Genomic DNA, 13,360 nt, shown 5'->3' on the forward strand with positions numbered 1-13,360 from the left:
GCACCAGGTCAGCGGCACATGTGGTGGGACACCATAGTTACTGGCCCGGCTGTGCGCGCGGGCACCATGAGCCCCCGTTCGACTCACTGCGAGGGCCTCACCGTGGGCGGCCGACGACCTGCTCAGTGGTGTCGGTGTGCCTTCGAGTTTGCAGGTAGTTTTGCCTTCGTTGATCAGAAAACGGAGGGCCGCGTGTCCAGTGAATACAACCCGGACTTCGGACTGACGGCCGAGGACTACACCCGCCACCGCGCCGGCTTCCCGCCGGAAATCGTCGAGCGGCTCGGCCGCCTCGGAGCGGAGGTGAGGGACCGGGATGTGCTGGACCTCGGCACCGGGACCGGCAGCCTCGCCCGGCTCTTCGCCCGCGCCGGGGCGCGGGTCACCGGCGTCGACCCCGCAGCCCCCCTGCTCGAACAGGCCAGGGGACTCGACCTGGAGGCCGGCGTCGAGATCGCGTACGAGGTGGCCACGGCCGAGGACACCGGGCTTCCCGACGCGTCGTTCGACGTGGTGTCGGCGGGCCAGTGCTGGCACTGGTTCGACGCCCCCAGGGCCGCCGCCGAGGTATGGCGGCTGCTCCGCCCGGGCGGGCGCGCCGTCATCGCGCATTTCGACTGGCTGCCGTTGTCCGGCAACGTCGTCGCCGAGACCGAGCGGTTGATCACCGCGTACAACCCCGCCTGGACGCTGGGCGGCGGCACCGGCCTGTACCCCCGCTGGCTGACCGACCTGGCCACCGTCGGCTTCGGCGCCATCGAGACGTTCTCCTTCGACCTGGACGTGCCGTACACCCCGCAGGCGTGGACCGGGCGGATCCGGGCCAGCGCGGGCGTGGGCGCGAGCCTCCCCCCTGAGCGGGTCGAGGCGTTCTCCGCCGAGCTGGACGGCGTCCTGCGGGACCGCTTCCCCGGTGACGTCCTGCGCGTCCCGCACCGCACCTGGGCCGTGGTCGCGGCCAAACCGACCGAGGACGCCGGCACCCCCTGACCGCCGCCCCGGCCCTATGTCGGCTCGGTCAGCCGGTCGAGGCGGTCGCGGTGGGCGGGGGAGAGGTGGAGACCTTCCGCGGCGAGGTTCTCCTCCAGATGGTCGATCCGGGCGGTGCCAGGGATCGGCAGGATGACCGGCGAGTGGCCGAGGAGCCAGGCGAGCGCGATCTGCGTGGGTGTGGCGTCGAGCTCGGCCGCCACCGCGGCGACTTCGGCCTTCGCTCCCGACTTTCCCCAGGCGACGGGGCGCCACGGCAAGAAGGCGATCCCCGCCGCCTCACAGGCCGCGAGCACGGGCTCGTGCTCGCGGTCGAGCACGTTGTAACGGTTCTGCACGGTCGCGATGTCGACGATCTCCTGCGCCTGGGTGAGTTCGGCGACGCTGACCTCGGACAGTCCGATCCGGCCGATCTTGCCCTCGGTTCGCAGGTCCGCCAGCGTGCCGAGCTGGTCGGCGAGCGGCGTATCCGGATCGATACGGTGCAGCTGAAGCAGCTCGATCCTCTCGACGCGCAGTCGACGCAATGCCTGCTCGACCTGATCGCGCAGGACAGCCGGCCGCCCGTCGAGCCTCCATTCGTCCGAGGCCCCCGAGCGTGCGACGCCGACCTTGGTGGTGATGAGCAGCGCATCCGGGTAGGGGTGCAGGGCCTCCGCGATGAGTTCCTCGTTGGCTCCCCCGCCATACAGATATGCGGTGTCGATCAGTGTGACGCCCAGCTCGACGGCCCGACGGACAACCCCCACAGAGTTCTCGCGGCCGGCGCCCGCCTCGGTCGGCAAGTGCATGGCCCCGAACCCCAGCCGCCGTACGCCTAAATCTCCGCCTATACGAAACGTAGTGGATGCCATCAGCTGTCCTCGCTCCCCTCGATGAACAGGAAACGCTAACAGCGCAGTTGGCCACGGAGTCAGTCCGGCGGTCCTGCCGCGATATCCGCTTGCTCGCCGTCGTCACTCGGGTCAAGGTCGCCTGACACCGTACAAAGGCAGAGAAGATGACCACGCAGACCCACCACGTCGACCACGAACTCGTCCGGGCCGCGGCCCATGTCGCGCGCACCCGCTGCCGGGGCGACAACCACACCATGGCGGCCGCGGCGCGCGCCCGGGACGGCCGGATCGTCACCGCGGTGAACGCCTACCACTTCACGGGAGGCCCCTGCGCCGAGCTGGTTCTCATCGGCGCGGCAGCCGCCCAAGGCGCCTACGAACTCGACACGATCGTCGCCGTGGGCGACCGTGACCGGGGGGTTGTTCCCCCGTGCGGCCGGTGCCGCCAGGTCCTTCTCGACTACTTCCCCGCCCTCAAGGTCATCGTCGGTGCGGACGATCGCCTCCGGACCCTCCCCATCACCGACCTGCTTCCCAAAAGCTACGTCTGGGCCGACCACCAGCTCGACGCTGACTGAACCGCGACCCGTAGGAGCACCGCGGCGACGCCCATTGACCGTCCGGGGCAAGGCCGTTCTGAACCTCGGCCCGGCGCTCGCGGCGGTCTTGGCCCGGAGGCGGTTCGACCGCCTGGAAACCACTTGATACATCCCGTACGCGCTGGCAGCGTTCCCCCTCGTGCCCGAAACAGACGCGCCCGGAAATCGGGATACTGAGCCGCCCGAAAGTGCTGCGACGCCCGCATCCGGCACCAGCCTCGCGGCCGAACGGCCCCTCCGTTCCCCCGCCTTCCGGTGGTTCTTCGTCGGCCGTTCGATCTCCATGGCCGGCAATGCCATGGCGCCCGTCGCCCTGGCCTTCGGCGTCCTGGAGGTCACCGACAGCGCCGCCTGGCTGTCCCTGGTCACCACCGCCTCCATGGTCCCCATGATCGCGACGATGATCCTCGGCGGCGGCATCGCCGACCGCTACCGCCGCGACACCGTGCTGCGCCTCACCAGCCTGGGCGCCGGCCTCAGCCAGGCCGGAGTGGCGATCCTCCTCCTCACCCACCAGAACCCCGCGCTGCTGCTGCCGCTGGCCGCCCTCAACGGCATCTTCCAGGGACTGACCACGCCCGCGCTGCGCGGCATCGTTCCGAATCTGGCGGCGGGGCGCGGCTTTCAGCAGGCCAGCTCCCTGCTGGCCTCCGTCAGGAACACCACCCGGATCCTCGGCCCGACCGTCGCCGGCCTGCTGACCGCCACCGTCGGAGGCGGCTGGGCAATCGCCGCCGACGCCGCGTCCTTCCTGCTGGCGGCCGCCTTCTTCGCCCGGATCTCGCTGCCCGACCTGCCGCCGCGCGCCAAGGGCGGCCCGACGATGCTCGGCGAACTGCGGCAGGGCTGGGACTACTTCAGCTCCAAGCCGTGGATCTGGACGGTCACGCTGGCCTTCGCCGTCTTCAACGCCGCCAACATGGGCGTCTGGCAGATCCTCGGCCCGGTGATCGCGAACGACACCATCGGCGCGGAGGGCTGGGGCCTGGTGCTGAGCGCCCGTGGTGTCGGAGCGCTGCTGGCCAGTGTGGTGATGGTGAAGCTGACGGTGCGCCGGCCGATGGTGCCGGCCCTCTCCTCGATGGCCCTGGCCGCCGTCCCGCTCATCCTGCTCGGCACCGGCGCGAACACGCTCTGGCTGGCCGCAGCGGCGTTCGTGTCGGGAGTGGTCGCCGAATTCTTCACCGTCGTGTGGGAGACCGTTCATTACACCCACGTCCCGGAGCGGCTGCTCTCCCGGGTCGGCGCCTACGACGAGTGCTTGTCGTTCGCGTCCATCCCCGTCGGCCAGCTGTCCGTGCCGGTCCTCGCCGCGGCGTTCGGAACGGCGGCGGTCGCCGTCACCGGCGGTGGGCTGGCGGCGATGGCGATGCTGGTGCCGTTACTCGTGCCGTCGCTTCGGCGGATCGAGGTCAACCGGGACGGCGACTGAACGGTCCGAGCCGCGTTTCGGGTGTTCACCCTGACAGGGACGGCAGCGGCGGCAGGGCGCCGAGGGCTGTGCGGACGCGGCCTGCCACCGGGGGCAGGAAGAGGGATGTCACCGTGGCAGCCGCCGCCGAGGTCAGGGCGATCGTCCAGCCCACCGGGCCGAGTGGGGTGCTGCCGAAGAAATGGCTGACCCCTGGGGTCTGGATGACCATGGCCAGCGCCGCCATGGAGCCGGCCGCTGAGGCGAGGACGGCGGTGCTGCGCCCGCCGACCAGCAGGGTCTGGCCGAGTTGGGTGCCTACGAGGGCGGCCAGGGCGACCGTCCTGGCCCGGGTGGGGCGGCCCGTCGCGCGGGCGGCTGCCCAGGCGAGGGTGGCGCCGAGGGCGGTGGCAATGGCCCGTACGGTGATCTCGTCCGTCAGAGCGCTGCCGAGCGACGACTCGGGGCCCTCCCGGAGGAGCCGTTCCGCGGCGTCGTCCCCGGGCGGGCGCAGGGCGATGGCGATGGCGGGCGCGAGGTCGGTGAAGAGGTTGACCAGCAGCAGCTGACGGGCGGTCAGCGGTGAGGTGCCGGTGAGGGTGGCGCCGAGCAGGGTGAAGCCGATCTCACCGAGGTTCCCGCCGAGGAGGATGGCGAGGGCCTGCCGTACGGAGGCCCACATCGCGCGTCCCTCGACCAGCGTGGCCAGGATGGTCTCCAGGCTGCCGTCCGTGACGACCAGGTCCGCCGCGGCGCGGGCGGCCGGGGTGGCCCGCGAGCCGAGGGCGATGCCGACGTCGGCGAGCCGGATGGCGGGCGCGTCGTTGGCGCCGTCACCGGTCATCGCGACCGTACGGCCGAGCCGCTGGAACGCCTTGACCACCCGGACCTTGTGGGTGGGGGTGCCGCGCGCGACCACGCCGACGTGCGGCAGCAGTTCATCCAGGGCATCGTCGTCCAGCGCGTCCAGCTCCGCACCCGTGACGACCCGGCGGCCGTCGATGAGATCGATCTCCCGGGCGATCGACTCGGCGGTCTGCGGATGGTCGCCGGTGATCATCACGATGTGCACGCCCGCTTCGGCGAGCCGCCGCAGCGAGCCGGACGCGCCGCTGCGCACCTGGTCGCTGAGGAGGAGGAAGCCGAGGAAGTCCAGCTCGCGCACCGTGTCGTCGGTGAGTCTGCCGCCGCCCTCGCCAGCCTCGCCGCGCGACTCGGCCACCGCCAGCACCCGGTGGCCCTGAGCGGCCAGCCTTTTGCTCTCGGTGAGGAGCGCGTGCTTCCTTTCACCGTCCATGGCGCAGCGTTCGACGACCTCTTCCGGCGCGCCTTTGACTGACAGCAGCCACAGCCCGTGGCTGCTGCCCCGGGTGGCGTGGAAGCCGCGGCGGGGCTCGAACGGCAGGCTCGCCAACTGCGCCCAGCCAGGTGCGTTGTCGGTGCGCTCGACAGCGGCCCCTGCGGCGCCGGATGCCACAGCGCGGTCGGTGAAGTGCTCCAGCTCGCCCTCGCCGCGGCGGTGCGGGGTGGCCCTCAACCCGCATGCGAGCACGGCCTGTTGGCGGGGTTCGAGGCTGTCCAGGGGCCGGTGCTGGCTGTCGCCGTCCGCGAGGACTCCGGCGAGTGCGATACGGCCGTGAGTGAGGGTTCCTGTCTTGTCGAAGCACAGCACGTCCGCGCGGCCCGCGGCCTCGATGGTGCGTGGGTCACGTACCAGCACGCCCAGGGTGGAAAGCCGTCGCGCGGCCGCGAGTTGGGCGGCGGAGACCAGGAACGGCAGCCCCTCGGGCACGCTCGCCACGGCGAGGCCCACGCCCGCCCCCACTGTCTCGCGGGCCGGGCGGCCGCGCAGCAGCCCGGCGGCCATCACCGCGCCGGCCGAGCCGAGTGCCAGGGGCAGGGTGGTTCTGGTGATCCGCGCGAGCCGGCGCTCGACGCCCACCGCGGGAGCGGGGCCATGGCCGGCCCGGGCGCCGCGCCCTGCCTCGGTGTTCTCGCCGGTGGCCACGACGACGGCCCGAGCGTGCCCGGCGGCCATGGTGGTGCCCTCGTAGAGCATGGACGTACGGTCCGCCACATCGGCGGCGAGCACCGGATCGACGGTCTTGGGGCCGGGCAGGGACTCGCCGGTCAGGGCCGACTCGTCGGTCTCCACACTGTGGGCGTCCAGGAGTCTGCAGTCGGCGGGGACGACGTCGCCGGGGCTGAGCGTGATGATGTCCCCCACGACCAGTTCCTCGGAGGGCACCTCGTTCTCCTCGCCGTCCCGGATCACCCTGGCGCGTACGGCGGAACGCTTGCGCAGACGGTGCACCGCGCGGTCCGTGATGTGGCGTTGGGTTCCGCCGATGAGGCCGGACAGACCGGTGACGGCGAGGACGATGACGGCGTCGAGGACGCCGCCGACCGCGGCGGACAGGGCGGCGCCGCCCACCAGAACGGGGGTGAGGGGATTGATCAGTTCGGTCACTACGGCGCGGGGCAGCGAGGTGGGCGGTACCGCCTGGTCGCCCAACTGCTTGGCACGTTCGGCTGCCTGACGGCCGGTCAAGCCGCTGTGACCACTGCTCGTTCTGGCCAGGACCGTCTCGGGGAGCATCGAGTGCCAGGGCTGCCGGGACATCGTCGGGGCCGGCGGGCGGCGCAGCAACTCGGCCGCGGACCAGACGCCGTACACCATCCCCAGCGCCGCCGCCCAGTTGACGGCCGCCAGGCTGCTCGCGCCCAGCCGTTCCGTCCGTCCGGCGAGTGTCATCGCGCTGCCCAGCCCTGAGGCGCCCTGGGCCAGCCAGACCCCGCGACGTGCGACGCGGCGTGCGACGCCGCATGCCTCGACCACGACCACGGCGTCGCCGGAATCCGCGATGTACAGATCGGCCCCCCAGGCCGGCCGGCCGTCAGCCTCGGCGAGTCCGATGCCGACGTCGGCGGCATCCAGTGCGGCGCGGTCCCGGGATACCAGGAGTACCCCGGCGCCGTCGGTCTGCAGTTCTCGCACGGACTCGGCGAGCCGTGCGCCGCCGGGTACGGTGCCATCGGCTCCGGTGACGACCGCGGGCGTGGCCTCGCCCGCGGCCAGCACCTTCAATCCGGCATTCCGGGCGCCGTTCACCAGTGCCTCGGCGGCGGTGTGCACCTCCGGGACGACGCTGACGACCGCCATCAGCTGGTCGCCCCGCGCCAGACCCAGCACATACGCGGCGCCTTCGCCTTCGAGGCGGGCCCTGGCGCGCGCGCCGGTGCGGCCGTGCGGGGTCAGCCGGTCCAACGGGCCCAGGGTCCAGAGGGCCCCCGCGTCCGGCTCGGGGACCTCGTCCGATTCCGTGCCTCGGTCCTGGCGCACAGCTTGCGGGTTTCCGGGGTCGAACAGCCGGTGGGCGGTGGCGGCGAAGTCTCCGGCCGCGAAGTCTCCAGCGGAGGTGTCTCCGGCGGAGGTGTCGTCGTCGAGCGGGATGAGATCGGCGAGGACATGGGCCCCGGTGGTCAGCGCTTCGGCGTCCAGGACGAGGACGCCGATACGGTCGAGCTTGCGCAGTGCCCCTGGATCGTGGACGACGCTGCCGCTGTGGGCCAGGGCGCCACCGAGGGTGCACGCGAAGCCCTCCCTGGCCAGCCAGGGGGCCTTGGGGATGGCCGCGAGGGCCGCACGCGCCGCGCCGGCGGGGCGCCGGGTGACCGTGAGTGCCCCGGCGAAGGTCAGGCCCGCGATGATGCCCGCCATGTCGGCGTACCGTTCGACGGCGCCGGGCCGCAGCGGCGCCGGGCGTGGCGGGCGGTCCCGGTACTCCGCCCCGGCGAGGTGCGGGGCCCCGGCGAGGTCCGGCTCCGCCGCGATCCAGGCGGTGCGGTGGGCGCTGAGCTCTGCCATGCGCATGGCGTCCCGTACGGCGTCGACGGCCAGCCCCAGGAATCCCCCCGAGCTCGCCTGAGCGACGGCGTTGACCGTGGCGAGCACCAGTCGGGCATTCCGCTGCCCCACCGCGAGCTCCACCACGCGCCGCAACCGTGGCTGCGTGTCGACGATGGTGACCAGCGCGGCGAACTCCGGCGCCAGCGGAGAGTGGCGGGTCAGCCGGCCGAGGATCGCCAGGGGCAGCGCGGCTGCCTGCGTCGCCATGGCCCAGGCGGCCCGGCTGGTCGCTTCGGGCGAGACGGGGTGGGAGGGCAGTGGCTCCTCGGCCACGTCGTGTACCTGCTCCACCGCCTCGACGACATCGAGCAGCGCTCGTACGGTCGATTCAGCGTCCGGCGACCCTTCCGTGGCCACGACCACGGACTCCAGGACCGCGTTCACCACTGCCCACCGCACACCGGACACCTGGGCCAGCCGCCGCTCCAGGGCCTCGGCGACCTTCACGGACTCCGAGCCGCGCAGTCCGCGCACGCTGAGATGCACGCGTCCGCCGTGAACCGTCCGTACCCGTGCGTGTGAGCGCGACGCCAGGGGCTCGGCCAGCGCTTCCAGCGCGCCCACGACGGGCCGCGCCGCCGCTCTCAGCATGCCGAGTCCGGGGATTCCCACAGCTCACCGTCCATGTCGGCTGATCGGCCCGCGTGCCCGGTCGCCCTGACCAAGAACATGACGTGCGCGACAGCCGACCCTCGGAGGTCGGCGGGACGGGGCGGGACAGGACGCGAATACGAAGGGGAAAGTTAGTATAAAAGGGACAAATCATCAAGGAGGCGGCCAACTATGTCAGGTGTCACGGAACGTACCGACAGGCAGGGCGGCAGCGGTCAGGCCGGGAAGAGCGGACCGGATCAGGCACAGGCACAGATGCAGACACCCGAGCATGGTCCCGACGGCGCCCTGCGGATGCACACGCTCCACGCGGAGCTGCCCATCCCGTACCTCACACCCGGCGACATCACCGCCAACGCCCGCGCCGCGAGGGCGAAGCTGGCACCGATGCCGGCACCCAGGCAGATCGCCTTTTACGGCGGCCTGGGCGCTCTGGCGGTCCTCGGGGCGGTCGAGTGGCCGGTCGCCGCGGCCATCGGAGCCGCGGCCGCGATTGCCCGCAGTGGCCGACGCAGCGCCGAGCGCGGCAACGGGCACGGTGGGGAGCGTGCCGACGAAGACGCCACCCAATCGGCGGAAGCCGCGCAGAAGAAGGCCGGCCAGCGGGGCGCCGACAAGAAGCGGCCCGCGGCCTGACCGAGCCGGCGCGTCAGCGCCTTCCGCGCTGACGCGCTGCCGCGCTCCCGGGCGAGCCGGGCGGCAAAGACCCCCTCAGGCGAAGGCCGGCGTGCTCGCGCGGCGGGAGTTCGCGTAGGCGGTCCAGATGCGTACGAGCACGGTGGTCACGATCGTCTCGATGGCGGTGATCGCCACCTTGGTGAGGATCGAGGTGAGGAAGCCCGGCATGGGACACCCTTTCTGTCTGTGGTGTGTTCTCCCCTTTGTGAACCCGGCGGACATCGCGCAGACGGATGGAGGGTGAATCGCGGGTAAATGACGCATGCCAGCTAATCGGCGGAGCCGACGTACGCGATGGGATCCCGCGGTCGCCGTACCTCGAGTTCCTCCAGACGGGCACTGCTGTTCGTCGGCCATCCCACCGTCGCGCCACGGCTGAGGGAGAGCACGGGGCACGACCGCGGCCACGGCTCACTCCCGGTTCCCGGTCCGGAGGGTGGGGTGGCCGCGCTGCGGTCACGGGTCGCCGCGGCGGCCGCGGCCAGATACACCCGAGGTCTTCGCGCCGAAGCGGCTGCGAATCGGTGAACGCGGCGTACTGCCGGTGCGGTTGACCCGCACCGAGTCGGCCGCGAGCGTGGCCCCCGCGTACCTGCCCGCGGCTGAGTGCTTCGAGGTCCGCCTCCACGCTCCCGGCTTTGCCGTGGAAGGAGATCCGGCGCGCACACTGGAGGTCACACCGGACGCCGAGAGTGAACCGCCGCCTGCTGCCCGGGGCCGGCCAATTCGTCCGGCGTGAGCATCGCTCCGTCATGGCACTGCGCGTTCGGCGCCCCCTGTTGTTCCTGAACGCGTGCCGCACAGTCCGTCAGAAACTGTCCTGGACCGGACTCGGTCGCTGGGCGTCCGCCTGGGTGCCCCCTGGTGATTCCGGCTGAGCGGTGGCCGGATTTTTGACGGCCGGGTCATGGCGTCGGGCCGGGGTTCGAGTTGACGGATTCGCCGCGACTCCAGGACCGGCGTTCCTGTTCTCCGATGTCGCGTTCGTTGTTCACGCTGCGTTTCGTTTGTTGTTCGAGACTCGCTGATCGCCCCCCCTCAGCTGTTGAACGAGAGGCTCCATCGTGAAGGACAGAAACAGCGAAGATCCTGAGTACTCGGCGATCTCGCGGCGCCGGTTGGTCAAGTTCGCCGGCGTCGGGGCGACGCTGGCGGCCGCGAGCCCGCTGGTGGGCGGGGGACCGGCGTGGGCCGACGACGATGACGACCGGAAGCACGGGAAGTCCGACGACTCCCGCAACCGGGTGTGGCGCGCCGGTGACCACCATGTGCACTCGGAGTACAGCGGCTCGTTCGACACGTCGACGACCCCGCCCACGTTCCGTAAGGGTGGCGACGCGGTCTACCCGATCGTCACCAACGCGATCATGGCCAAGCACTTCGGTCTCAGCTGGGTGATGTGCACCGACCACGGCGGGCCGACGCACTCGAAGGTGAACCTGGAGCAGGCATACCCCGACCTCCTGCGCTCACGTGTACTCGTGCCGGGAGTTCTCCAGTTCTGGGGGATGGAGTTCGACGCCCCCGCCCTGGACCACCACACGCTGATGATTCCTCACCACAGTGACGAGGCGCAGCAGCTCTTCGAGTTGGAGAGCCGTTTCGCCAAGAACGACCCTTTCCCGGCCGACAGCGGCCGTGACACCGAGCCCAAGATGATCGAGTTCCTGAAGGCCGCGAAGGACATGAGGCGGAAGCCGCTGGTGATCGCTCACCACGCGGCACGGTCGGCGACCGGCCTCGGTGTCTACGGGCAGGACACCCCGCGGGAGTTCCGTAACGGCAACAACGCCGCACCGGAGATCTACATCGGCTTCGAGGGGGCTCCCGGTCACCAGGCCGGCCCGCTCAACGGCGGCGCGCGCGGCGGGTACGGAAGCTACCCGACCCACGGCGGCTTCGACCAGATGACGGCTCGCGTCGGCGGGCTGTGGGACTCCCTGCTCGGCGAAGGCCGACGGTGGTGGATCACCGCGACGTCGGACTCGCACGTGCACTGGACGCGCGGCGGCTCGGACTTCTGGCCGGGCGAGTACAGCAAGACGCATGTGCTGGCCAGGCAGGACTACGCCGACATCATGGACGGACTCCGCAACGGGCGGATCTGGGTCGGGACCGGGGATCTGATCACCAGTCTCGACCTCACCGCCAGCAACCGGGGCAGCGACGCCGCCATGGGCGAGACCCTGACCGTGAGCCGCCGCAACCGCACCGATGTCGACATCGAGATCAAGTTCCGGCCGCTGGAGGGCAAGAACGCCAACGGTGACCGTCCGGAGGTCCGGCGCGTCGACCTGATCGTGGGCCAGGTCACCGGCCCGAGCGCCAGCCTCGACACCGACACCAACCCGACCACGAAGGTGGTGGCCCGGTTCGGTCCGCGCGACTGGCGCAAGCAGGGGAAGGAGTACGTCATCCGGCACACCCTGCGCAATGTGGAAAGTGACCTCTACGCCCGCGTGCGCGGTACGAGCACGGACGAGGTCGAGCCGCTCGCCGACGGGCAGGAGAGCCCCTGGGACGATCTGTGGTTCTACTCGAACCCGGTCTTCGTCCAGGTCCGCTAGTGCCGCGACGGAGCAAATGTTGCTGGGAGGAGCACTAGGTCCTGTGGGGGCCGGTTCCGTTGCCGCGCGGCGGCGGAACCGGCCCGGGGCGGCGGGGCCCCCGCGATGGCCGAACAGCGCTTCTTGACGGGTGCATGCCAGGGTCTCACGATGCGTCGCATGGGGACGCCTCTCCGGACTCCCCCCGCTACAGGAGAGACCATGCGACTACGCATCCACCGCAGAAGGTCCGCCACCCTCACGGCGTTACTGGCTCTCGCGGTCGCGGCGCCGCTCACCGCCGCCGCGACCTCCCCGAGTACGCCCGCCGCGACCGCCCTCGCGTCGGCCGCCACTGCCGAGGAGGTGATCCGGCAGTACGAGATCCACGGCCCGGCCACCGCCGCCGATCGCACCGCCCTCGTCGCGACCGGCGTATCGATCGACGAGGCCGACGATCACTCGGTCGTCGTCAGCGCCAACGCCGAGCAGTCCACGCGCCTTCGCGCCCTCGGCTACCGGCTCACCGTGCTGCCCGCGCCGCCCGCACGGACCGACGGACTGGCCGTCGCCCCCATGGACTTTCCGCCCGCCGACTCCCGCTATCACACCTACGCGGAGATGAACGCGGAGATCGACCAGCGCATTCAGCAGTATCCGAATCTCATGTCCAAACGTGTCATCGGCAAGACCTATGAGGGCCGGGACATCATCGCCGTCAAGGTGAGCGACAACGTCGCGTCGGACGAGAACGAGCCCGAGGTCCTTTTCACCCACCACCAGCATGCGCGCGAACATCTCACGGTGGAGATGGCGCTGTATCTGCTGCGTGAGATGGGCGCGGGATACGGCTCCGACTCGCGTATCACGAACGCCGTCAACAACCGTGAGATATGGATCGTGCCGGACCTCAACCCGGACGGCGGAGAGTACGACATCGCCTCCGGCGCGTACCGCAGCTGGCGCAAGAACCGTCAGCCCAACTCCGGCTCCTCGTACGTCGGTACCGACCTCAACCGTAACTGGAACTTCAAATGGGGCTGCTGCGGCGGCTCCTCCGGCTCCGCGAGCTCCGAGACCTACCGCGGCCGGGCCGCCGAGTCCGCCCCCGAGGTGAAGGTCGTCGCCGACTTCGTCCGCTCGCGGGTCGTCGGCGGCAAGCAGCAGATCAAGGCGGCCATCGACTTCCATACGTACAGCGAGCTGGTCCTCTGGCCGTTCGGCTGGACCAACGCCGACACCGCGCCCGGCCTGACCCAGGACGACCGTGACGCCTTCGCCGCCGTCGGCAGGAAGATGGCCGCGAGCAACGGGTACACGCCCGAGCAGTCCAGTGACCTGTACATCACCGACGGCTCGATCGACGACTGGCTGTGGGGCAACCAGAAGGTCTTCAGCTACACCTTCGAGATGTACCCGAGCTCCGGTGGCGGCGGCTTCTATCCGCCCGACGAGGTGATCGAGCGTGAGACCAGCCGGAACCGCGACGCGGTGCTCCAGCTGATCGAGAACGCCGACTGCATGTACCGGTCGATCGGCAAGGAGCAGCAGTACTGCGCGTGATCCCGCGCGTGGACCGCCGCGGCAGGGCCTCGTCCGCCGTGCCGCGGCTTTCTGCGGCGGCCGGGCGGTTTGGGCTAGTTTCTCCTCGTCAAGAGCGGCCTATAAGGGCGATTTGTCGGTGTTCTGCGTGGTGGCTCTGTTGTGGCCGTGATGTGTGTCACCTCTGTGGTGCGCCGTGCTTCCCGCTTCCTTCTCCATTTCCCTGTCAGGGAAGG

General features: G+C 71.0%; 9 protein-coding genes. 6 read left to right on the forward strand and 3 right to left on the reverse strand.

Annotated elements, in window-relative coordinates:
* The first annotated feature begins 192 nt into the window (after positions 1-192).
* A complete protein-coding gene (locus ACFVWW_RS31675; RefSeq protein ID WP_386878037.1) occupies positions 193-990 on the forward strand; it encodes a class I SAM-dependent methyltransferase in 798 nt (265 codons plus the stop codon).
* Positions 991-1,004: 14 nt separating this feature from the next.
* On the opposite strand, the gene ACFVWW_RS31680 is transcribed toward ACFVWW_RS31675, so the two are convergent.
* The gene (locus ACFVWW_RS31680) at positions 1,005-1,844 is read right to left on the reverse strand and encodes an aldo/keto reductase (protein ID WP_386878038.1); all 840 of its coding nucleotides are present in this window, start codon (positions 1,842-1,844) and stop codon (positions 1,005-1,007) included.
* A 146-nt stretch (positions 1,845-1,990) separates the two neighbouring features.
* Here ACFVWW_RS31680 and ACFVWW_RS31685 point away from each other — a divergent pair, with 146 nt between their 5' ends.
* Both ACFVWW_RS31685 and ACFVWW_RS31690 read left to right on the forward strand, forming a co-directional pair.
* Positions 1,991-2,404 carry a cytidine deaminase gene (locus ACFVWW_RS31685; protein ID WP_386878039.1) on the forward strand — a complete coding sequence of 138 codons (414 nt, stop codon included), beginning with the start codon at positions 1,991-1,993 and terminating at the stop codon, positions 2,402-2,404.
* Positions 2,405-2,564: 160 nt separating this feature from the next.
* Entirely contained in the window at positions 2,565-3,857 is a 1,293-nt protein-coding gene (locus ACFVWW_RS31690) for an MFS transporter (protein WP_386878040.1), read from the forward strand.
* 25 nt (positions 3,858-3,882) lie between these two features.
* Here the strand turns inward: ACFVWW_RS31690 and ACFVWW_RS31695 are convergent, their stop codons facing one another.
* Positions 3,883-8,358, reverse strand: coding sequence for an HAD-IC family P-type ATPase (locus ACFVWW_RS31695; protein WP_386878041.1), 4,476 nt, complete (start codon positions 8,356-8,358; stop codon positions 3,883-3,885).
* Positions 8,359-8,529: 171 nt separating this feature from the next.
* Here ACFVWW_RS31695 and ACFVWW_RS31700 point away from each other — a divergent pair, with 171 nt between their 5' ends.
* Positions 8,530-8,994, forward strand: coding sequence for a hypothetical protein (locus ACFVWW_RS31700; protein ID WP_386878042.1), 465 nt, complete (start codon positions 8,530-8,532; stop codon positions 8,992-8,994).
* Positions 8,995-9,069: 75 nt separating this feature from the next.
* On the opposite strand, the gene ACFVWW_RS31705 is transcribed toward ACFVWW_RS31700, so the two are convergent.
* Positions 9,070-9,204, reverse strand: coding sequence for a hypothetical protein (locus tag ACFVWW_RS31705; RefSeq protein WP_384193496.1), 135 nt, complete (start codon positions 9,202-9,204; stop codon positions 9,070-9,072).
* An 896-nt stretch (positions 9,205-10,100) separates the two neighbouring features.
* Here ACFVWW_RS31705 and ACFVWW_RS31710 point away from each other — a divergent pair.
* Positions 10,101-11,603: a phosphoesterase gene (locus tag ACFVWW_RS31710; protein ID WP_384193501.1), complete on the forward strand. Its 1,503-nt coding sequence runs from the start codon at positions 10,101-10,103 to the stop codon at positions 11,601-11,603.
* A 201-nt stretch (positions 11,604-11,804) separates the two neighbouring features.
* On the forward strand, positions 11,805-13,145 hold the full coding sequence (locus tag ACFVWW_RS31715) for a M14 family metallopeptidase (protein WP_386878043.1): 1,341 nt from the start codon (positions 11,805-11,807) through the stop codon (positions 13,143-13,145).
* Positions 13,146-13,360 lie beyond the last annotated feature (215 nt).

It is taken from the genome of Streptomyces sp. NPDC058198 (assembly GCF_042882605.1).
In the GTDB taxonomy this organism is placed as follows: Bacteria; Actinomycetota; Actinomycetes; order Streptomycetales; family Streptomycetaceae; genus Streptomyces.

Excerpts from the sequence above, each read along its gene's own strand:
- ACFVWW_RS31715 (WP_386878043.1), top strand. The coding sequence starts at position 11,805 with ATGCGACTACGCATCCACCGCAGAAGGTCCGCCACCCTCACGGCGTTA.
- ACFVWW_RS31680 (WP_386878038.1), bottom strand. The coding sequence starts at position 1,844 with ATGGCATCCACTACGTTTCGTATAGGCGGAGATTTAGGCGTACGGCGG.
- ACFVWW_RS31685 (WP_386878039.1), top strand. The coding sequence starts at position 1,991 with ATGACCACGCAGACCCACCACGTCGACCACGAACTCGTCCGGGCCGCG.
- ACFVWW_RS31705 (WP_384193496.1), bottom strand. The coding sequence starts at position 9,204 with ATGCCGGGCTTCCTCACCTCGATCCTCACCAAGGTGGCGATCACCGCC.
- ACFVWW_RS31700 (WP_386878042.1), top strand. The coding sequence starts at position 8,530 with ATGTCAGGTGTCACGGAACGTACCGACAGGCAGGGCGGCAGCGGTCAG.